The sequence below is a fragment of the Candidatus Endolissoclinum faulkneri L2 genome, from assembly GCF_000319385.1.
In the GTDB taxonomy this organism is placed as follows: Bacteria; Pseudomonadota; Alphaproteobacteria; order Thalassobaculales; family Thalassobaculaceae; genus Thalassobaculum; species Thalassobaculum faulkneri.
In genome coordinates this window covers 342,924-364,944 of sequence record NC_019566.1, presented here as the reverse complement: position 1 = coordinate 364,944, position 22,021 = coordinate 342,924, and the positions used below count along the sequence as shown (strand labels likewise).

Here is a 22,021-nt window from a genome sequence, read left to right as displayed (position 1 = left end):
TAGCACAGTAAAATAAATTAATTCTATATTATTAGACAATCGAGCTAGGGGTTGTTCATTGAATTAACTGACTAACGTATTAATAATTAAATTATTTATTGGGTGATAATGTGTTTGGTAGATTGAGCGAGCGTATTGGATTAGTCTGTGACCGACTGAAGCAAAGAAGTAAATTAAGTAAAAGTGACGTATTATCAGTAATTAGTGAAGTACGCGTAGCTCTACTTGATGCTGATGTCTCCTTGCCAGTGGTAAATTTACTACTTGAGCGAGTGCAATCACGTGCAATCGGCCACGAAGTGATTAGTTCCGTCTCTTCCGGACAAATGATGATTAAGATTGTTTATGATGAATTAGTCGATGTTCTTGGCTCTGATAAACAATCAATTAACCTGGATGCCACTATCCCCGTATCCATTATGATGGTTGGATTACAGGGGAGCGGTAAAACCACTACTGCTGCTAAACTAGCTAAGCGTTTCTTAGATCGCGAGCGCAAGAAAGTTATTATGGCATCCCTTGATGTTACCCGACCAGCTGCCCGTGAACAGTTACGTACGTTGGGCGAACAAATTGGTGTTGATACTTTACCTATTATTCAGGAAGAAAGTTCATTAATTACTGCAAAGCGTGCAATGACTACAGCTCAATTGCAAGGTTATGACGTAGTGATTTTAGATACTGCTGGTCGAACTTCCATTAATGATTTGCTAATGAAAGAAGCTAAGTTAGTGAAAGATTTGGTTTGTCCTCACGAAGTTTTACTGGTTGCTGATGCGCTAACAGGTCAGGATGCCGTCAACACTGCTGCTAATTTTAATGAGGGCATTGGTGTTACAGGAATAATTTTAACTAGAGTAGATGGCGATAGTCGCGGTGGTGCGTTTTTATCGATGAGAAATGTCACTGGTAAACCAATTAAGGGAATGGGTGTAGGCGAAAAGATAGATGATCTAGAAGATTTTCATCCAGAGCGTATCGCAAACCGAATACTTGGTATGGGTGATATTGTATCTTTAGTCGAAAAAGCTTCCCAAACAATCGAAGCTAAAGAAGCAGAAAATATAGCTGATCGCATGTTAAAGGGTGCATTTACACTAGAAGATATGGCTTATCAATTTAAACAACTTCGCAATCTTGGAGGATTGGGAAGTGTGATTGGTTTTTTACCTGGAATGAGTAATTTGCAAAAACAGCTTACTAGTGCTAAAATCGATGATAAGCAACTCAAACGTCAGGAAGCTATTATTTCTTCGATGACCAAGGCTGAAAGAATTAATCCTCAGATAATAAACGTTTCACGTAAACGTCGTATTGCCCGTGGCTCTGGTAATGATATGCAGGATATCAATCGATTGCTAAAAAGTTACACAGAAATGGCAAAAATAATGAAAAAATTCGGTAAATTAGGCAGCAAAAGCGTAATAAATGCCCTTCTCGACGAGAATAATGCCATACTAAAGCACGACGCAATGGCTCAAATACCTTCAGGTATTAATAGTGATATTGCAAGATTGCGCAATAATCGTAAATAAATTACGTAAAAAATCGCATTAAACTTAATTAATAAGATAACAATATAATTTAGGAAAGGGAAATTATGGCACTTCGTATCCGCTTATCAAGGGGTGGCGCTAAGAAGCGCCCTTTCTACCGGATCGTCGTAGCTGAGGCTACCTCCCCAAGAGATGGTCGATTTGTCGATAAGTTAGGCAGCTATAACCCAATGCTGCCTCTTAATCATCCAAATCACTTAGTCATTAACCAGGATCGGTTAAAGTACTGGCTATCAGTAGGCGCCAAGACTGCCGATCGAGTCCATAGGATGTTGGCTAGAGTCGGTATCATGGAACCGTTTGTTTGGAACAAGCAGACGAAAATTTCTTTGCTATATAAGAAAAGCGCTGAGTAATTGGAATAAAAATTCGTGCTAATCGTAAGAATTGCACCATTTACTAATGATTTGTTATTTGTTTTTTGTACGAAAAAGAAACTATAAATTGTTTATGTTGCGCACAGTATGCAAAAAAAAATAGGAGCTAATAATATACGTATTTGCCTTGGGGTTATCACGGAAGCGCACGGAGTTCATGGCTTAGTAAAGGTGAAGCCATTCACTGAAATACCAGAAGATATAGCTGCTTATGGACCAGTAGAAAATGATACTGGAAATAGACAGTTTGTTATGCGTGTTATTGCAGCAAGGAAAGGGAAAGTAATCGTTAAAGTAAAAGGTATAATTAGCCGCGATGCCGCTCAGGATTTAAAGGGTTTATTGCTTTATGTGAAGCGAAACGCTTTACCTAAGTCGAACCAAGTAATAGTTTATCATGCTGACTTAATTGGGCTTAGTATCGTCGATATTAATGGTAAGCTGCTTGGTAAAGTATCAGCTTTATACAATTTTGGCGCTGGTGATATTATAGAGTTTTGTGAAAGTAACGGCCCACTCCAAATGTTACCATTTACAAAACAATTTTTTCCAACAATTAACTTGATTGATCATTATATGGTACTAGAGCAGCAAAAGACGATTTAGGAATTGTTTTGTGAGTAGGCATATTCAGTCGCAAACTAAACGAAAACATTGCAGCATGCCATCCTCTTTTTCTGATAAAAATAAAACAGGATGGCATGCTACAATATTGACCTTATTTCCAAAAATGTTTCCAGGACCACTTGGGTTTTCTCTTGCGGGAAAGGCTTTAAATTCCGGGATATGGAATTTGAAGACGGTTGATATAAGGAATTTTGCGCAAAATAAATCTCGTTCTATTGATGATTATCCATTCGGTGGTGGTACAGGAATGGTTATGCGTCCAGATATTGTTGATACTGCATTGGAAGCAGTAGCTGATAGGCCAGGCCCGCGCCTTTACCCCAGCCCTCGTGGTGCGATTTTTGATCAGTCATGGGCTAAAATCTTAGCTAAAGAGCCTGGTGCTGTAATCTTTTGCGGAAGATATGAAGGTCTGGACGAACGTGTCATTAAAGCACGTAACCTCAAAGAGGTTAGTATTGGAGATTTTGTGCTTTCTGGCGGCGAGCCTGCAGCAATTATAATTATGGACGCTTTAATCCGCTTGTTGCCTGGTGTCTTGGGCACTACGACTGGATTGAGTGAAGAAAGTTTTGAAAATGGATTGCTAGAATATCCTCTCTACACTCAGCCACGTAACTGGAATGGGATTATTGTTCCTGAAACTTTAACTAGTGGACACCATGCTAAAGTAAAAGCGTGGAAACGTCTAAAAGCGGAATCAATTACCCGAGAGCGGCGACCAGATTTATGGGAACAGTATATGAAAAATAATGATAAATCATCATCTAGTAGATGACCAAATGATATCGAGAAAGAGAAACTATATGAACATTATAGACTGTATTAATCAAGAGCAAGTCGATATGCTTAAAATACAGAAAGATATTCCTCGGTTTGCCCCTGGCGATGCTGTACGCGTAGATGTGAAAGTGATAGAAGGGACGCGTGAACGTATTCAAGCTTTTGAAGGTGTTTGCATCAGCCGCAATAATGGCAGTATAAATGCTTCTTTTACAGTTCGAAAAATTTCCTACGGTGAGGGAGTAGAGCGTATATTTCCGCTATACTCTCCACGAATTGCTTCCATCGTAGTCATACGACGTGGTAAAGTGCGTCGAGCAAAGCTCTATTATTTGCGTGGCCGTACCGGGAAAGCAGCCCGTATCGCAGAGAAAACTACTGGCTATTCTGGTAAACTTGCTGCGGCAGAGCGTGCCATCGCTGCTAAGACAAAAGTAATAAACAAAATTGCGGCCCAAGCTGCTACTAAAGAAGCTAAAGAAATAAAAAATAAACTTAATAAATAACTAATGTTTATCTACTTTGTGATTAAAATCTTAGAAGATTAAGAGAAAGACCTTATTTTTAGCGAATTACAGATTTTATAACGGTATTTTTATACTATGATAATACCATTATTTTTTTTAATATGAGAAAAGACTAGTAGTATTGATTATCCATTTTTAATTAAATTAATCAGGAAAATCTAGCCGACATAAATATGGAAACATCAAAAGACTTGCTAGCTTTAAAATATAGTTTAATATTTCAGGTTGTTTATTTTTAATATAAGCTTTAACAGCTAAACAGCATAAAGTCTAAAGACTTTCTGTTCCATTAAAATTAATCAAATCACAATTGCTACTGCTGTAGCGTTATGTTGCAGTTAAAATTATATCATTGTTGTAAAAAACTACTTTATTAAAATCAACTTTTTACTAATAAAACGTTTTAATTATGCTTGGTTATTATTTAATATTTTTATTATATATATTTATCGTAAAAAACAGGTTACATAAAAAAAAGAAAGCTTTAAAATTAATCAATCGTACCTCTGGTTTTTTAAAGTAAATTGGATACTTTTGGAAAAGATCCATTAATTAAACATTATCTTCGAAATGTGTCTCTTTATATTCATCAATATAATTATGGGTAAAAGCAAAAATACTATTCACCAACTGATAATGGCCCAAATATAAATAATAATACGAAAGTAAAAGTCATTTAATATAGCTTAACAAAATCCATTATGGCTATAATTTAGCAATATGCTATCAACATCTATTCTCCAATTATAATCGTTAATTCACTATGCTCTTGCATATAATTAATCAAAATACCTAACTAAGATATACTGCATTTGATAAATTTTTTTACGTACAGCATCTTTACTCAATTAGGTACAAATCACTACTTTATTAATTACCCTACGATAAAGTAGCAAAATTTATCAAAGTATTATCATTTACCAAAAATTATTTCATAACCAAGTAAATTTTACTCAGTGAATTTTATACACTGGTGGGCGCGGCTGGAATTGAACCAGCGACCCCTGCCATGTGAAGACAACGCTCTACCACTGAGCTACGCACCCAGTATCTACATATGCAATGTAAAATAATGACTAAAAAAATAATTTCTTAACTAACTCACTTTTGCTCTGATCATTCTAGCAGCTGTATCTATAGCATTAATAAAAAAATAATTCATTATTGATTAATGTATTAATATAAAATACATCTTAAGTATATAACTATATGCTATTTATTTTTAATAAAAGTTTAATACATACTACTAAATGTTACTCTATTTGCTTGTTTCAATAATGTTAGATTTAAAAGCATATAATCTCATATAAAAATTATATAACTTTTAACCCTTTATAAAACAATTTTATTTAAAGTATTATTATATATGCAACATATATAATCTGTATTACACAAAGTACTCTGCACCAGTAACAAATCAACATCATCCAGCTAGAATATTGTAGCTATTGTAAATTAACTGATATAGTTCATTAATACTAATTATAGGTGAAATATCTTTCGTGTTACAGTGTATGAATTCTACATAATAGGCTAATTTCATATAATTAGCTAGTATTAATAAGCTCATATTGTTCTTATAATAATATGCAAAAATATCTGGAGAATCAGAACAATGATACTCAGCAAAGAAAATGCTAACGTTAATACACTTATGATTAGCGAAATATCTAATAATATTAATTATATACGCAAAGCTATTAATCGATCGGCTGCTGAGTCAGAATTAGATCCAGCAGCGGTAACACTAATTGCAGTAAGCAAGGGCCAGCCAATAGAAAAAATTGAAGCAGCACTGATCGCTGGACAACGAGTTTTTGCTGAAAATAGAATACAGGAAGCAGAAAGTAAATGGCTAAACTACCGCACTTGTTACGATAACATCGAGCTACATCTTATATGTCCACTACAAACCAATAAAGTAAGTAAAGCTGTAAAGATTTTTGACGTCATACAAACGATTGATCGCCCGAAATTAGCATGGAAAATAGCAAAAGAAACGGAAAAACAGAACCGACGACTAACCTGTTATATTCAAGTCAATACCGGTGAAGAAAATCATAAAGCCGGAGTTACTCCTAGCTCTGCTGACGCTTTTATAGCTAGATGTCGTGATGGATTTGGTCTAAATATTGCTGGGCTAATGTGCATTCCTCCAGTAAACGATAATTCAATTTTGCATTTCGCAATGCTGCGTGAGATTGCTAAACGCAATAACATTGCAAATTTATCTATGGGGATGAGCAATGATTTTGAAAAAGCAGTAAAGATGGGCGCTACCCATGTTCGTATTGGTACTGCAATTTTCAACAAGAGCAAATAAGACTTACATTCTTGCATCGCATTGAAAAATTCTTCTGCTTTTCTAACACATAATCTAAAATCTAATTTTACTTTAGTTTATTGATTAATATTAGATATTATAAATATATAATAAACATTAATAAAACTTTGCGAACAAGACAATATAGGCAATAAATATTATACTGATTAAATCTAAGAATTATTTTTTTTTGAAGCAAGAAAAAGAATTAGTTAATTAAAGTTAGATATAGAATATAGTACATTTAACAACAAACGTTATAATTGTTTCCTTATTCCTAAGGATTAAAATAATATAGGATAAGACTTAATTAGTCTTAAATTAGCTTACGTCAATTTAAGACTAATTAAGTATATAATTACTAAATCAAATAAGTAATTGTAAATTAAAAGTGTATAGCTTTTAAACAAAGCACCTTAAATAGCTTATGCTTAAAATTACCTTAAAAATAACCAATAACATTTTATATTTTACCTAATAAAATATATTTTTAGTCTATTTTTTGCTAGCAAAAAGCATCAACATCTTTCCCTAAGCGATCAAGTTATAAAAAAATAATCTGCTTGCCAATATCAATTCATCCTTGTAATATCTAGCATGAGCTTGGGTGCAGTATAGAGAATATTATACAACTAACTTATTATAGTACTATGATAAGCATTTTATTTAAGAATAAATGCATTAGCATAGACAGCTAATTAACAATTTGCATAAAATAATTTAGTACTTACTATTTAATTCCGATTAAAAAGAGATAGCTAGCATTCGTCTAGCAAAACGGTATAATACTTTCTATGTTACATTGGGTAATATTCTATGAAAGTATGCAATAATCTTTTATTAAAGATTGAATTATTACTTACAAATAAAATTTTAAACTTATCCTCTTGCTAATACATAAATTTAAATACCTAGACTATTAAAGATACATATTTACTACTATATCGCTTACTAGGTTGGTCTGAGAATGATGTTTTAACGTTAATACAACAGCAGCACAATATCAGCTCTTTATTTCTAAGTCACTTATAGAGCTTTAATAATCAATTAACAAAAATAAATAGCATTATAGATTGCGAAGAATAATATGCTTTATTATTCAGCTCATCAAATTAATTAAGGCTTAACGAATCAAGAACAGAAAAATTATGTCATACATAACTCTAAACTGTTAATAGCATCCAGTAATTAGTTACCATTTGACATTAGTTTAATTGCTAAAGTATTTGCCATAAATACTCTCGATATGATAAAAAATATAAAAGATACAAATAAATAACATTTCAGTACACTAAAACTCTTGCTATATTCTAATTTTAGCAGTAAATATTATACAATAAAATAACCAATTTGATTGACATTATAACATTTCACATTCAAACAATGCCCATTTGCATATAAGCATCGATTTTATTTAATAGTAATTGCTATATTATCGCCAAATAATAATACCAAATTAACAATCGGCAATGTAATAGTCTCTTATCATCACTAATAAGTCGCTTATCTTGAAAAATATCATTAAGCTCTGCTACTAAAAAACCATTTTTTAAAGAAGGTCTAATGACTATATCATGTATTTTTCTTTCAAAGAAAGAAAATCTGGTACTATTTTTAGTATAACATAAATCTTACCTATCATAGTAGGTTAAGCTAAACAAGGATATTATGCAGATGAAAACAATCTAATCAAATAATCAAAGTATTCTAAAAAAAACAGCAAAATTCCATCTATCTACATATAGGATTTTTGTATAAGAATACCTTCCCAGATAAGAATATATCACACTTATACTATTAGGAATCGTCACGCAGCCAGGGAATAGTACCAACTTCAATTCCTTCATCAAATAACGCCTCGCGTTCCTGAGGTGTAGTATCGCCATAAATCCCTCTGGATTCACTATCTCCATAATAAATTTTACGTGCTTCATCGGCAAAGCGCTCGCCAACATTATCACAATTCTGTTCGATTTTACGACGCAAACCTATCAGCTGTTGTTTTAAGATAGCTGCTTGAGAAAGCACCTGCCTTTGTTGTTGCAAACTCTGATTTTCTTTTTTTATCATAGTTCGATTTTCTTCAGTGGTGTGCATTGCCGGTGCCATTGGCGCACGCATAATATTCGAAGATCCGCAGTCGGGACAAGACAAAAATCCACATTCAGCATGTTGTTCAAAGACAGCACTGTTCTGAAACCAAGCCTCAAACTCATGATCTGCGTTACAGCGCAGGCGATAATGAATCATCTTATCCGCCAATTACAAATATAAAAAGAATAAAAATCGATTAATATAACCTTAAGCATCTAATAATTACAGTTACAACATACAGCAACAAAGAAATGATCGAAAATCGATTATAATATCAACATTTTAGTACACTTGATTAATTAAAATTGCTCAAATAACAAAACTATATGTTAGTAGTAGTATAAAATTTTACCTAAAAGTATTTTACTCAACTACAGGCTAAAAGATAAAGGTTAATTATACAGAAACACTAGCTTAAGTACAAGCTTAAACAACACAAATTTCATCCATTGTCTATTTTAATAGACAATTTCTTTATTTATTATTACTATAAATTTATAGTCATTAATTAGGCTGCAGTATAGTGGATGGATGAAGACTAATTTTCATAAGCTTACTACAAAACTTACAATTACAATATATGTGAACAAGCTAATATGCCATAGTAAAATATGAATTTTATTGTATTTAATATACTTAATGACATCTGTTATAATAGCTGTGTAATGATAAATAATGGCTTTTTGTCGAAACAAATAAGTAAACTAGTAATTGATTTCCTATGAAGGCACTTTAGTTGCTGTTTATGCCTGATGATTAGCGAAATAGCTAAAAGTTACTTCTGACTGTAAGTATACTTTACTAAAATATTGCTTTATTAATGATTTTTTTTAAATCAATACTAAGGACAAGAAAGTAAAGATTTTTTAGGTAAGAGAGGTGTTAAGAAGATCCTCGAGCTTACCCAGGCGATCCAATTCCGCAAGCTCGTCAGAACCGCCGATGCAATTTCCATCAATAAATATTTGGGGAACACTGCTATTGCCGTTAGCCCTTTCGCTCATTTTAAAACGAGCATCTCTCGAGTCGCCAACATCATATTCCACATAATGCACCCCTCTGTTAGCTAATAACGACTTAGCGCGAATGCAGTATAAACATAAAGGAGCAGTATAAATCTCGACTCTAGCTTTGTTCAGCATTTCTCAAATATCTTTTTAGGTAGGAAAATTAAAACGCTTATATAAGATAAAGTTTAATCTTTTAAATAGTCACTTGTATTTATTTGAATCATGTAAAGGCTATTAAAAGCAGACTATTCGATAGTTTCTACTCTATAAAGTGGAATCAATCATGTAAAACTACAATTTGTGCTAAAAATTATATAGTTAATAATAAATATTATATTGTATAATAGCCATATAACAAATCTTTAAAAATATTTAAAATTATATACCTTAAATTACTATTTAAAATAGTATAAATTTATTTATGGATATACGAGTGTATAAACACTAAACTGATTATTTTATTGTGAGCATTGGTAAATAAATAGTTTTTAATGATATTAAATAATATGGCAAAATCTCACAATTACCATATTACAACTACAAATTAACAGAAACTTATAGTCGTGTTATGTTTATTCTAGATATTCTAGAAAATAGAATATCTACCGTTATTGCAGTATATAATCAAATGCTATATCTTAATCTGAATAGATTATGCTAAATAGACAAAATGTTAAGCAAAACATACTAAGCAATAATTAAGTTATTAAATAGCGCAATAGAAGGCAAAATTCATGATAAATGTTAATTTTAACCAAAAAAGTTTTGTTACTAATATTTACTCCTAGTGTTTTACTCAGTCATATGATTAATATAACTAATGAACGATGTTATACATATATTTGATCGTTCTTTGTTACGCCAACGCCGAGAACGTGCACGTAAAGATTATGGAAAGTTTGCTTTTTTAGAAAAAGAGATTGCTGCTAGGCTAGCTATAAGGTTGAGCGATCTTCGTCCGCGTTTTCCATTGTCATTAGAGATAGGTGCACGCTCTGGTGCATTAGGTAGTAGAATTAGGACTAGTGGTAAAATTGATACCTTGATTCAAAGTGACTTAGCTGTCTCTTGGGCAACAGAAAGAGCAATTGATGGACCGGCCTTAGCTCTTGACGAGGAGTTTTTACCATTTGCTAATAGTTCTCTTGATGCGGTTTTTAGTGCTCTTTCATTGCATTGGGTTAACGACCTACCTGGTACATTATCGCAGATTTGTCAGGTACTAAAGCCAGATGGGCTAATGCTAGTGGCATTCTTCGGTGGGAATACATTAGCAGAACTGCGCGAATCTTTTGCTCAAGTTGAAGTGGTAAATACCGGATGTTTTACCCAACGAATATCACCTTTTGCCGATCTAAGTGATGTCAGTGTTTTGACACAGCGTGCTGGTTTTAAATTAATCGTAGTAGATTTAGATACGATTACCGTAACATACAATAACGCATTAGATCTTATGTATGATTTACGTGGTATGGGCGAAACTAACTTAATAACAAAACGCCAACGTACTCCACTAAGCCGCACTTTGCTTAGTGAAATGATCAAATATTACTCTGCGCACTTTGCCAGAGAGGATGGAAGAATTCCAGCTAGTTTCCAAATCTTATACCTTACGGCCTGGGCTCCAGCAAAAAACCATTTCTTGTAGAAGATACAATAAGTAAATGAGTTACCGCTCTTGATAGCGCTGGTAATAAGTGATTTCTATCAATTTTTCTTGTTGGCAATGTTCTTTAAATTCGGTGTATAGTAATACATGTATCAAGATACAGAGTAAAATTATTTGTTTAGTAGTAAAATTTAAAAAAAAATAATGTTTATCTTCTTCCTTATTCATAATAGATATAATAGAAAAAAGTTAACATTAGATATAAGGCCAACAGAATAAAACACACTATGAATGTAATTCATAGTGTGTTTTATTCTAAAACTGCTAAAATGCAGATTTATAGCAGTTAAATTTTTTTCAAAAATTGAAATAGCATGCTAAATAAATTTTATTACAAGCCTCGCTGACTGGTTCAAAAGATAACTCTTCTTAAGTTACCAAAATAATTTTCTCCTTGAGAAGAGAGGTTTTGTTAAATACTAAGATTGCTAACATTTCACAGACAAAAAGAAAGACACCGTAAAATTAAAAACAATCAAGTCATTATCTAAATGTAGAATTTATTTCATAAGCAAAAAAAACTAGGAATTATTTAAATAAGTTCTTAACATTCTTTAATTAAATTAATTAAGTTTTATTGTTAAAGGCCGCAGCATTGAACAATAAAATTGTTTATTAATGCATTTAGTAAAATAAAGATTAGAGATAGCTTTAAGATTATTAAAAAAAAAATTTAGCACTTTTTTAGTAAACTCACCCTTGATTACTTTTATAAGCTAATTTAGCATCTATAGATGCTAGCCTAAGTCTTAGGCAGGGGAGGATCCACGTTTCCGCTTGAGACAAAAATTAAGGGTTGCTAGGCCAAACAAAAGACTAAGATGTTTATTGATTCATATTGATATGATAGCATCATAGAGGACAAACACTATAATGAAAAAGGTAATTGCTGTAATAAAATTACTTTTTTATTTGTGAAAAATAACATACGTTTTATAATAAAGTATTAATCTTGCTGTATAACATAAAATTACACAATTTCAAGATGTTATTTCGTACTTAAAACTGCATTTAGAAAATTAGGAAGAGTGTTAATTAAAAAATACCCGTTGTATCACAAAATATAAAAAATAAAATAGTGTACTTTATCATATATTACCCCGTAAAAAACAAACATTTGCTCTTTGCTTCACTATCCAAAAAAAATCTTATACAAACGGTTAACTATGATCAAAGAGTATACAGATGGAGTTTGCTCCACAATTACAGAAGTCTCTGCACCACGTAGAATTGCTTTTGACCTGCTGCGTGCAGTAATTATAAAAAAAATGCGATTAAGTGATGCCTTAATTGACCATAGTGGCAATGCTAAACTGTCAGATCGCGACCGTAATTTTGCTCGTAGCTTAGTCGCAAATAGCTTACGTCGACTTGGTCACATTGATCAGGTGATCAATATTTGCCTCACTCGTCCTTTACCTATGAAAGCCTCAATTGTACGAGATGTGCTGCGAATTGCAGCAACTGAGCTATTACTACTAAATATTCCTCCTTACGCTACAATTCATAGTGCAGTTAATTTAGTACGATCACAAGGAGAAGATAAATTTGCTAAACTAACTAATGCTGTCCTGCGAAGAATTGATCGCGATGGTCGTAGTGTTATAAACACTCTTCCTGCTTTTCATGCTTTACCTAAATGGCTTACTAAAAACTTGCGCCAAACATATGGCGACGACATAGCCATAGCCATAGCCATAGCCATGCAGCAGCAACCAATGTTGCTGGATATCACAGTAAATACTGATCATGCGTATTGGGCTAGAACTTTAAAGGCTAAAATTTTACCTACAGGTACTCTGCGTCGTCAAATGAATGGTCGGATTGATCGCCTTATTGGATTTGCTGAAGGCGCATGGTGGGTACAAAACGCTGCTGCTGCAATACCAGTCCAGTTACTCGGTAACGTAAGTGGCAAAACTGTGGTTGATCTTTGTGCTGCTCCGGGAGGTAAAACTGCACAACTCGCCGCTCGTTTAGCAAATGTGATAGCAGTCGATCAAGCACCTCAGCGAGTAAAACAAATAAAGAATAACCTAGATCGCCTGCAACTTACAGCTAAATGCATAATAGCAGATGCCACTAAATGGCAGCCGCAATTTCCGATTGATTCTTTGTTACTTGATGCCCCTTGTTCGGCTACTGGCCTAATACGGCGGCATCCAGATATTCCTTGGCTAAAAAACGAGAGAGATGTAACCAAAATGGCAGCTATTCAAGATCAACTACTCAACGCAGCTTTTTCTATGGTTCGACCAGGCGGCATGATTATTTTCTCTACATGTTCCTTGCTACGAGAGGAAGGTAGTAAACGCATCGAAGCATTGTTTTCACGCAATCCATACGTCACGCGGAAACCTATAACAGCAAATGAAATCGGTGGATTGTCGGAACTACTTAACGAAGATGGTGATCTGCTTACTCGACCCGATCATTTGGCTAATTATGGTGGTATTGATGGTTTCTACGCTTGCCGATTGATTAAAAATAAAAATTTTAATCGTATTCTATAATAACTGAAATTAGCCACAGATAGTCGATTTTATTTCATTAGGACAATCAAGTGGTAATATTTTTATAAGTTAGCAATAGCTAAATATTTACTATTATTTTGTTTATAATTGACCAACAATTATAAACTCGCAAGTTGACGCATTGAATGTCAAAAGTAATTAGTGCCCAATCAAAGGATTGATTTATCCCAAATCTAAGATAATTAATCCAGTAAAGCATTGTTTACTTGGCGATTATAGATAAATTATTCTCATAATTGAATTTATTGTTTAATAATCTGGCAGGAATTTCGTGGATGATGCTTTAATTGCAGCTAATAAGCATGCTTAAAGAATCTTTTCCAAAGTGAAATATTAGCTAAAAATATTATAAGTAAAATTGAAAAAAAACAATCGATCGACGCTAAAAATAAAAGAGCAATTAATATCTAAAAAATTAAAAATTAATTTACCAAAGCAAATCAATATTAGACTAATTGACTTTAAGTTAGTATGAGATTACTAGTCTAGTTTACCGACATAAACATTTGTCATCAGATAATATTTTGTGTCCTAGGCTAAATTAATTAAGAGTTAAAATTAATTAACTAAGCGTATCGTTAATCATAAAATACCCTGTTTAACAAAGCTAGATGCTAAGCTAAATTAGCTTTCTAAGATAACATTGATCTTAACAGCTGCTATCATTAAACTATTAATATAGTGTGGATTTTAATCAAACAAGTAATACTTGAACTTACTTTTCAGACTCTATGTTATTTATCGTTTATTTTTTAATTTATTAATTAATATAGTAATAAGATTATTATGAAATATCTAGCTAAAGTCTTGATTTATAATCAATTACGAAAATCATCAAATCTAATTAATTTGAACCTAAAAGAATTAGATAATAGAGTATTTGCTCTCTATAAAAGCACTTTGCGGTCTTTTTTTTATTGCCACAAAAACAAACAATCATTAAACTTTAACATGTTTATTAAAAATGATTCTTAGGATGACACTCATTGATGTCCATTGACAAATTAACTGCTAAAACATTAGCTAATCTAGCTCGAATTAAGATATCCGAAGATGAGCTAGATGATGTTGTTGAAAACCTAAATACTATTATCCTAATGTTTAATAAGCTTGATGAGGTCGATACTTTGCGTGTGGAACCATTAACAAACATCACTGGTAATTTTTTATCGCAAAGCGATGACTTAATTATAGACGGCGGCTATCAGAACCAAATAACCTCTAACGCACCTAAAGTTGATCGTGGTTTTTTTGTAGTACCTAGAGTTATCGACTAATGAATGATTTTTTAGATCTAAGTCTTGCGGAAGCCCGTGCCAGACTAGCTGCTAGGGATATATCTAGCACTGAGCTGACTAAGGCTTATCTAAGTCGCATAGAGGCTACAGCTAACTTGAACGCTTACATAACTATTACTCATGATCAAGCCATGCTTGGAGCTGCACAAGCAGATGCACGTTTGGCTAAAGGAAAGGGTGGTATCCTAGAAGGTATTTGTATCGCAGTCAAAGACTTGTTTTGTACTAATGGCGTACAGACTACAGCAGCTTCACGCATGTTAGATGGATTTATCCCAACATACGAATCAACAGTAACGAGCAATCTATGGAATGCAGGCGCAGTTTTGCTTGGTAAAACTAATTTAGATGAGTTTGCAATGGGATCGTCCAATACGACATCCTATTATGGTGCGGTGGAGAGCCCATGGCGCTCAACCGATGCTTCTGATAAAAAGCGCGTGCCTGGTGGATCATCGGGTGGCTCAGCCGCGGCGGTTGCTGCTCGCTCAGCGATAGCAGCAACTGGTACAGATACAGGGGGATCGATCCGTCAACCAGCTAGTTTCTCCGGAATTGTTGGTATAAAGCCTACTTATGGCCGGTGTTCACGTTGGGGTATAATCGCTTTCGCTTCATCACTAGATCAGGCAGGGCCAATGGCAAGAACAGTTGAGGATGCTGCCATTTTGCTTCAGGCCATGGCTAGTTATGATCCTAAGGACTCTACATCAGCAAAAACAACTATGCCAAATTTATTGGTAGATATAAACAAGAGTGTGAAAGGCATGAGTATAGGTGTGCCAATAGAATACCGAATTGATAGTTTGCCAGAAGAAACATCCAAAATTTGGGACCATGGTATCGACTACCTAAAATCCGAAGGAGCAGATATTGTCCATATATCACTACCGCATACCAAGTATGCATTACCTACCTATTATATTATCGCCCCGGCCGAAGCATCATCTAACTTAGCTCGCTATGATGGGGTTCGCTACGGACTACGGATAAACGAGCAAAATATAACAGATATGTATACTCATACAAGAACGGAAGGATTCGGTGAAGAAGTAAAGCGTCGGATATTACTGGGTACATACGTGCTTTCTTCTGGCTATTACGATGCCTATTATCTAAAAGCTCAGAAGATGCGTAATTTATTACGTCACGATTTTAATCAGGCTTTTGACAAGGTTGACGCTATTCTAACTCCTACAACGTTATCGGATGCCTTTGAAATTGGCGACAACAAAGATGATCCACTTAAGATGTACTTGCAAGATGTGTTTACCGTGCCCGCCAGTCTTGTTGGTCTACCAAGCATTTCCGTACCAGTAACTCTATCTAAACGTGGATTGCCTATAGGTTTGCAAGTACTAGGTCGTATGTTCGATGAGAACTCAGTAGTTCGTGTAGGACGAACGCTAGAACGAACAGCAGAGTTTAAAGCAATGACCACCTTGGTAAACGGTATCCTAAAAGATGAATGAAAGTTATTACATACAAGGTAAAAAAGGAGTTTGGGAGCTAGCAATAGGCTTGGAATTGCACGCAAGAGTGATCTCTAACGCTAAATTATTCTCTGGATCCCAGGCTGCTTTTGGAGGAGATGTTAACACTCAGGTAAGTTTGGTTGATGCTGCTATGCCTGGCATGCTACCAGTTATTAATCGCAAATGTGTAGAACAAGCGGTGCGAACCAGTTTAGCTTTAAAAGCAAAGATAAATCTGCATAGCGTATTCGAGCGCAAACACTATTTTTATGCTGATTTACCTCAAGGTTATCAAATCACTCAATATAAAGAACCAATTGCTAGTGATGGCGAGTTGCTGCTAGATCTACCAAACGGAAAGATTAAGTCAGTCAAGATTGAACGATTGCAATTGGAACAAGATGCTGGGAAATTATTACATGAACAACATTCACATGCTACATATGTAGATCTTAATAGAGCTGGTATAGCGTTAATGGAAATTGTTTCTAAACCTGATCTTTCTTCTCCGGAGGAAGCGCGGCTTTACGTAAACAAGCTGCGTCTAATCATGCAGTATATCAGCACCTGTGACGGAAACATGCAAGAAGGGTCTTTACGTGTGGATGTAAATGTATCGGTACGCAAACCTGATGAACCACTAGGTACATATTGTGAAATTAAAAATATAAATTCACTGCGTTTTATATACCAAGCGATAGAGCAAGAAGCTAATAGACAAATTAATATTCTGGAAAATGGTGGACAAATCGATAAAGAAACATGTTTATTTGACCCGATAGAAAATAAGATTAAGTCAATGCGATCCAAAGAAAACGCGGAGGACTACCGCTACTTTAAAGATCCAGACTTACTACCGCTTGTGCTGGATCAGTCGCGAGTGGATCAACTCAAAAATGAACTACCTGAATTGCCTGATGCCAAAAGGGCTAGATTTATATCAGCATTTAATTTATCTTTCTATGATCTAAACATATTGCTAGAAGATCGTGCAAACGCAGATTGGTACGAGCAGCTTGCTGAACAAAGTAATAACCCAAAAATTGCAGCCAACTGGATGATCTCCGAGCTTTTTGGAGCTTTAAATAAAGCTGGAAAAAATTTATCAGATAGTTTGATTTCGCCAAAAGCACTAAGTGAATTAGTGAATATGATAGAAAATGGACATATATCTGGTTGCATCGCTAAAACAGTCTTCGCTACGATGTTTGAAACCGGCAAATCTGCAATTAGCATAGTAAAGGAAAAAAATCTATCACAAACCTCGGATGTTTCTATAATCGAGGATATCATTGACAATGTGCTAATTACACATGCTAATAATGTTAAAAAATACAAAGACGGCAAGGACAAGCTTTTCAGCTTTTTTGTCGGTGAAACTATTAAAAAAAGCCATGGAAAGGCTAACCCTATTATAGTTACTCAATTGCTTCGTGATAAACTTGATAGCTAGCACTTTTATTGAAACAATTCATATACTTTTTTCAACACCTGCAATTATGCTACATTATTAAATTATATAATCTAAACGCAACTTGCGTGTTTAACACCTAACGTACTTAAATTATTTATAAATTTTATTCCTTGATACGAGACTGCCATGCTTCTGGATCATTAAGAAAAGTAAAAACTTCAACAAGCTTTTTAGCAGTATAGCCATACTGTTTGGCAATTACCAAAATATCCAACAAATTGCATAAGCTATGCAATTCTACGCTTTCTTTTTGAAGAATAGTACTGCAATTTGCAAATACTCCATATTCAAAAATCACGAAACAATGGGCTACCTGCATTCCTGCATCGCGTATGGCCTCTATAAAAGAAATTTTGCTAAGACAATCAGTCGCCAAGTCCTCTACCAACAATACGCGAGCGCCTTTACGAACTTGTCCTTCAATTCTAAAATTGCAGCCAAATCCTTTAGCCTCCTTGCGAATGTAGAGCATTGGCAAATTGAATGCATCAGCAATCCAAGCGGCAAAAGGAATTCCAGCGGTTTCACCACCAGCCACCATATCAAAGGCAGTTTCAGTGCTCATAGCGATGAGCTGTTCCACAGCCATAGCTATTAATAGGCGCCTCTCGGTGGGAAATGAAATGATTTTACGACAATCCACATAAATAGGCGAAAGACGACCTGAAGTAAAAATAAAAGGTTTATTTTCGCTAATATAAACTGCTTGTATATCCAATAAAATATCAGCAGGAGTTTTAGCTGGTGTAAGCGAATAATCGAATGATTTGATAATTCTTGTCATGGTCAAGTTCCTACATAGAAGCGTAAATATTCTTCTTATTTTCTAACACAGTTAGCTGTTCAGCACATCCAACAGATACTATACAGTTATTATTTAAGCCGATAGCCTATAGTAAGCACTAATGCCAAGCTTCTAATCATAATTCAAAAAATTTTTCCAAACTATTAGGTTAGTGACTACAAAACAGCTGTTTTAATAATGTTTTAGAATTTAGCTAATAAGTTTGATACGGCAATTTTAGGTACTTTACTTTTTGCTAAACTTAAAGTAAATTAATATACATGGTAATAGAATGCATAGTTCTACTACAAACAATATAAAACAATTATTTTTGTCAATCGCTAGTAATGCACATCAGTAATTTTTCAAATAATAAATAAATAACATTAAATAAATATAAGCCTTACTCATTAAATATTTTTTTATATTTTATCTTTAATTATACTCATTATTTATTTTAAATAAATCGGTATATGTTACCAAAGATAAAACGATATAGGCTATCTAAAAGGTAGTAATATTTATACTGCGATAGGTTATTAAATGGTTTATCTAGCGAATAAATTTATTAGGTGTTGAATATACTGGCTAAATTTTATTTAATGTTTGAATTTATGATATATTAATATTTATTTTATTGTTTTGTGGTGAAGTTAGTGATATGTAACTTTCAATAGATGAATTGATCAGTAATTATATTTTGAACAGGCGATGTTTGATGAAATTTTGAAATTATTCTCGCTGCTGGCCACTTGATAATATAATTATCTGTGTACTAAACGGAATAACTTATTTATTTAGATAAACACAATTGTTTCTCTGGTTATAATAGAAATTATTATCCTTCTTTTTTAATAGGAATAGTGGTTTTCTTATTATAATTTAAATTATGTTTTTTGCTATTTGCTGAAAGAAACTTTATAATTTTCTTCGTGCTATTTATCTAAAATAGTATTTAAAAAAGTATCGTCTTAACATTACAAACAAAGATAAAGTTTGTTATTCTTGGAATAATCGCTGTAATAACGGTAGAGCATTTTGCTTTTTCACTTTTGATTTGAGGTAATTAATGGATAAATTCTATTGTACGGTGCAATGAAAATATGATGGACTTATTGATTGGAAATGATATAGCCGATAATTTAATTTTTAGTAAAAATTTTGTCTAGACAATGGGATAAAATGATTTAAAAATTACCATATAACCTAAATATTGCATTGTATTTTTTTTGTAGATCTATTGTTTTGCTTTCTATTAGAATAAATACCTTTAATTGTAAGAAATTTTTGTGTATTTTTCTCGCAACATTAATTTGATTATTTTATCAAAGATAAAAATTTTGTGCGCTAAAGTTTGATTAGTATGTTTAAGGTAATTTATTTAAAAAATAATTATATAATAGATTCTTATTAACATATCATCGAACTTACCTTTTCTTACGCAGAATGATTTTTGGTGTAAGATGCGACGTTGAATGCTTATTAGCGATATTGAGGATTGAATGACTAAAGATTTCCGCATTATGGCGGGTAAACGCGGTCAGATCATGGGTGTAGCTAATGATCGTTCGATCGCGTGGGGCATTGCAAAAGCAGTTGCCGAGCAAGGCGCTGAGCTTGCCTTTACTTATATGGGTGATGCTCTTGAAAAAAGAGTCCGCCCTCTGGCAGACCAAGTTGGTAGCACTTTGGTGGAAGCTTGCGACATTAATGATGATGCTAGTGTTGATCGGGTGTTTGGTCGAATAGAAGAGATTTGGGGCAACCTCGATTTTCTTGTTCACGCTATCGCTTATTCTGACAAGGATGAGCTAAAGGGTAAGTATCTAGACACCACACGCGACAACTTTCGGCGCACTATGGATATTTCTTGTTACTCTTTTACCTCCGTAGCTAAACGTGCAGCACCATTAATGAAAGATGGCGGTAGTTTGCTGACATTAACTTATTATGGTTCTGAAAGGGTAGTGCCGCACTACAACGTTATGGGTGTAGCTAAAGCAGCACTAGAGGCTAGCATTCGCTATCTTGCCGTTGACATGGGAGATCAGGGAGTGCGGGTAAACGGTTTGTCTGCAGGGCCAATGAAAACACTTGCTGCTTCAGGCATTGGAAATTTTCGCTATATACTAAAGTGGAATCAGTACAATTCTCCACTTCGTCGCAATGTTACACTAACAGATGTAGGGGGAGCAGGTGTGTACTTGCTATCGGACCTGTCTACTGGTGTTACTGGTGAAGTTCATCACGTAGATTGTGGCTATAATATCGTTGGAATGAAAGCTATTGATGCGCCGGACATTGCCGTTATCTGAGAAGACTAAGAAAATCTTGCTTAAAGAGCAATAAATTTATTCCAGTTCTAAATCATTTGTTAATATACAGCTCATAAAAGCTAAACTCAAAACTGTACCACAAGTCATACTGATTTTTACTCAGTAAAAATACTTAGAGTAAAAAAAAGAAAGAAACTTATTGTCAATATCATATTCAAACAATTAACTAAATATTACTTAACTGTGATATTTGTAATAAGTAAAAATTTTTTGCCTATCCTCTTGATAAGAAAGATAATAGGCATTTGTAAAATGCTACCTTCTTCAGAATATCATCTTATAATGGAGATTAGTTTACGCTAATAAATGTTATAAGGCAACCTAATTAATAATGCTAAATTATTAGTTATATTACTTTAAACTTAAAAATCTAATTATCAATACAAAATCAACTGTATCTTACAGAAGAAATGTACGGAAGAAAAACCAGATGGTTTTTGTTTTGCATAATTGTAATCGAAACTTATTTAATTGATGCATTGACTGAAATACTTCAAAATACTTGTAATGCGATTAGCGTTAATGATTGTAGTATTGAGAGTGTATAATTGATGCATTATTACTACTTTTCCAGCATATTAGGTAAAAACTAAAATATATTTAGCCGTGAGTTAGATCAGAATTGATAGTTCTATTGTCTTTTTTGCGTTAAAATCTAAGAAAATATTTATTTAAGTAGAATTTAATTCTAGGATACCAACAGATACCTCTTCTATAAATGAAATTTGTGCTAGTTGGATAAAATCCTGCATAAAAAATTTTATTAAAAAAATAAAACATACAATTGATATAATTGATTTTTAACTATTTTTTACATAAGCTTTTTGCAAAAATTAATTAAAAATTGAAAATAATTAGCAGGACGTATTGTAGTATATATTAGGCTAATATAACTAACTACTAGTTAGCGCCGTATAACAAATCATATATTAAAATATATTTAGATATATTACTAATTTTTAATAGCATTATATCTGTAAGATATATAAAAAATATTAATATATTTTAATTATTACTATTAAATTTCATTATTAAATACAAAAATTTTCTAGTATGTTAGATCTTAGTTAGTACTATTTTGCAATATTCTTTAATGTATCATTGCATATATTGATATAGGACAGATCATTTTACTCAAAAAAAATTAACATATT

The 22,021-nt window shown here is 33.3% G+C and carries 15 protein-coding genes and 1 tRNA gene; 12 read left to right on the top strand and 4 right to left on the bottom strand.

Translation table 11 applies throughout. The features are described 5' to 3' along the window. Positions 1-110: 110 nt before the first annotated feature. The 5 genes from ffh to rplS all read left to right on the top strand — a co-directional run bounded on the left by ffh (position 111) and on the right by rplS (position 3,849). Positions 111-1,535: a signal recognition particle protein gene (ffh, locus tag A1OE_RS01185; RefSeq protein WP_148276831.1), complete on the top strand. Its 1,425-nt coding sequence runs from the start codon at positions 111-113 to the stop codon at positions 1,533-1,535. Between the two features lie 65 nt (positions 1,536-1,600). Next, the gene (gene rpsP, locus A1OE_RS01180; RefSeq protein ID WP_015088091.1) at positions 1,601-1,912 is read left to right on the top strand and encodes a 30S ribosomal protein S16; all 312 of its coding nucleotides are present in this window, start codon (positions 1,601-1,603) and stop codon (positions 1,910-1,912) included. A gap of 108 nt (positions 1,913-2,020) precedes the next feature. Beyond that, positions 2,021-2,539 carry a ribosome maturation factor RimM gene (gene rimM, locus A1OE_RS01175; RefSeq protein WP_015088090.1) on the top strand — a complete coding sequence of 173 codons (519 nt, stop codon included), beginning with the start codon at positions 2,021-2,023 and terminating at the stop codon, positions 2,537-2,539. Positions 2,540-2,594: 55 nt separating this feature from the next. Further along, positions 2,595-3,338, top strand: coding sequence for a tRNA (guanosine(37)-N1)-methyltransferase TrmD (gene trmD, locus A1OE_RS01170; protein ID WP_015088089.1), 744 nt, complete (start codon positions 2,595-2,597; stop codon positions 3,336-3,338). 28 nt (positions 3,339-3,366) lie between these two features. Further along, positions 3,367-3,849: a 50S ribosomal protein L19 gene (rplS, locus tag A1OE_RS01165; protein ID WP_015088088.1), complete on the top strand. Its 483-nt coding sequence runs from the start codon at positions 3,367-3,369 to the stop codon at positions 3,847-3,849. Positions 3,850-4,841: 992 nt separating this feature from the next. Here the strand turns inward: rplS and A1OE_RS01160 are convergent. Then, positions 4,842-4,916, bottom strand: a tRNA-Val gene (locus A1OE_RS01160). Positions 4,917-5,485: 569 nt separating this feature from the next. On the opposite strand from A1OE_RS01160, the gene A1OE_RS01155 reads away from it, so the two are divergent. Further along, positions 5,486-6,193, top strand: a complete 708-nt coding sequence (locus A1OE_RS01155; protein ID WP_015088085.1) for a YggS family pyridoxal phosphate-dependent enzyme — start codon at positions 5,486-5,488, stop codon at positions 6,191-6,193. Positions 6,194-7,990: 1,797 nt separating this feature from the next. On the opposite strand, the gene A1OE_RS01150 is transcribed toward A1OE_RS01155, so the two are convergent. Next, positions 7,991-8,443 carry a DUF1178 family protein gene (locus A1OE_RS01150; protein ID WP_044283205.1) on the bottom strand — a complete coding sequence of 151 codons (453 nt, stop codon included), beginning with the start codon at positions 8,441-8,443 and terminating at the stop codon, positions 7,991-7,993. A gap of 710 nt (positions 8,444-9,153) precedes the next feature. Continuing rightward, positions 9,154-9,429: a glutaredoxin 3 gene (gene grxC / locus A1OE_RS01145; RefSeq protein WP_015088082.1), complete on the bottom strand. Its 276-nt coding sequence runs from the start codon at positions 9,427-9,429 to the stop codon at positions 9,154-9,156. A 688-nt stretch (positions 9,430-10,117) separates the two neighbouring features. Here grxC and A1OE_RS01140 point away from each other — a divergent pair. From A1OE_RS01140 to gatB, 5 genes are all read left to right on the top strand, one after another. Beyond that, positions 10,118-10,945, top strand: coding sequence for a methyltransferase domain-containing protein (locus A1OE_RS01140; protein WP_015088080.1), 828 nt, complete (start codon positions 10,118-10,120; stop codon positions 10,943-10,945). 1,187 nt (positions 10,946-12,132) lie between these two features. Next, positions 12,133-13,479 carry an RsmB/NOP family class I SAM-dependent RNA methyltransferase gene (locus tag A1OE_RS01135; protein ID WP_044283204.1) on the top strand — a complete coding sequence of 449 codons (1,347 nt, stop codon included), beginning with the start codon at positions 12,133-12,135 and terminating at the stop codon, positions 13,477-13,479. 1,010 nt (positions 13,480-14,489) lie between these two features. Next, a complete protein-coding gene (gene gatC / locus A1OE_RS01130) occupies positions 14,490-14,777 on the top strand; it encodes an Asp-tRNA(Asn)/Glu-tRNA(Gln) amidotransferase subunit GatC (protein WP_044283203.1) in 288 nt (95 codons plus the stop codon). After that, complete coding sequence (gatA, locus tag A1OE_RS01125) at positions 14,777-16,270, top strand: Asp-tRNA(Asn)/Glu-tRNA(Gln) amidotransferase subunit GatA (RefSeq protein WP_015088074.1); 1,494 nt, start codon at positions 14,777-14,779, stop codon at positions 16,268-16,270. The genes gatC and gatA overlap by 1 nt, the downstream gene beginning before the upstream one ends. Beyond that, the gene (gatB, locus tag A1OE_RS01120; protein WP_015088073.1) at positions 16,263-17,726 is read left to right on the top strand and encodes an Asp-tRNA(Asn)/Glu-tRNA(Gln) amidotransferase subunit GatB; all 1,464 of its coding nucleotides are present in this window, start codon (positions 16,263-16,265) and stop codon (positions 17,724-17,726) included. The genes gatA and gatB overlap by 8 nt, the downstream gene beginning before the upstream one ends. Before the next feature lie 124 nt (positions 17,727-17,850). Here gatB and A1OE_RS01115 read toward each other — a convergent pair whose 3' ends face one another. Then, a complete protein-coding gene (locus A1OE_RS01115; protein ID WP_015088072.1) occupies positions 17,851-18,531 on the bottom strand; it encodes an orotate phosphoribosyltransferase in 681 nt (226 codons plus the stop codon). A 1,502-nt stretch (positions 18,532-20,033) separates the two neighbouring features. Between A1OE_RS01115 and fabI the strand changes: the two genes are divergently transcribed. Continuing rightward, complete coding sequence (fabI, locus tag A1OE_RS01110) at positions 20,034-20,846, top strand: enoyl-ACP reductase FabI (RefSeq protein WP_015088071.1); 813 nt, start codon at positions 20,034-20,036, stop codon at positions 20,844-20,846. Positions 20,847-22,021 lie beyond the last annotated feature (1,175 nt).

Excerpts from the sequence above, each read along its gene's own strand:
- rpsP (WP_015088091.1), top strand. The coding sequence starts at position 1,601 with ATGGCACTTCGTATCCGCTTATCAAGGGGTGGCGCTAAGAAGCGCCCT.
- rimM (WP_015088090.1), top strand. The coding sequence starts at position 2,021 with ATGCAAAAAAAAATAGGAGCTAATAATATACGTATTTGCCTTGGGGTT.
- trmD (WP_015088089.1), top strand. The coding sequence starts at position 2,595 with ATGCCATCCTCTTTTTCTGATAAAAATAAAACAGGATGGCATGCTACA.
- rplS (WP_015088088.1), top strand. The coding sequence starts at position 3,367 with ATGAACATTATAGACTGTATTAATCAAGAGCAAGTCGATATGCTTAAA.
- A1OE_RS01155 (WP_015088085.1), top strand. The coding sequence starts at position 5,486 with ATGATACTCAGCAAAGAAAATGCTAACGTTAATACACTTATGATTAGC.
- A1OE_RS01150 (WP_044283205.1), bottom strand. The coding sequence starts at position 8,443 with ATGATTCATTATCGCCTGCGCTGTAACGCAGATCATGAGTTTGAGGCT.
- grxC (WP_015088082.1), bottom strand. The coding sequence starts at position 9,429 with ATGCTGAACAAAGCTAGAGTCGAGATTTATACTGCTCCTTTATGTTTA.
- A1OE_RS01140 (WP_015088080.1), top strand. The coding sequence starts at position 10,118 with ATGAACGATGTTATACATATATTTGATCGTTCTTTGTTACGCCAACGC.
- A1OE_RS01135 (WP_044283204.1), top strand. The coding sequence starts at position 12,133 with ATGATCAAAGAGTATACAGATGGAGTTTGCTCCACAATTACAGAAGTC.
- gatC (WP_044283203.1), top strand. The coding sequence starts at position 14,490 with ATGTCCATTGACAAATTAACTGCTAAAACATTAGCTAATCTAGCTCGA.
- gatA (WP_015088074.1), top strand. The coding sequence starts at position 14,777 with ATGAATGATTTTTTAGATCTAAGTCTTGCGGAAGCCCGTGCCAGACTA.
- gatB (WP_015088073.1), top strand. The coding sequence starts at position 16,263 with ATGAATGAAAGTTATTACATACAAGGTAAAAAAGGAGTTTGGGAGCTA.
- A1OE_RS01115 (WP_015088072.1), bottom strand. The coding sequence starts at position 18,531 with ATGACAAGAATTATCAAATCATTCGATTATTCGCTTACACCAGCTAAA.
- fabI (WP_015088071.1), top strand. The coding sequence starts at position 20,034 with ATGACTAAAGATTTCCGCATTATGGCGGGTAAACGCGGTCAGATCATG.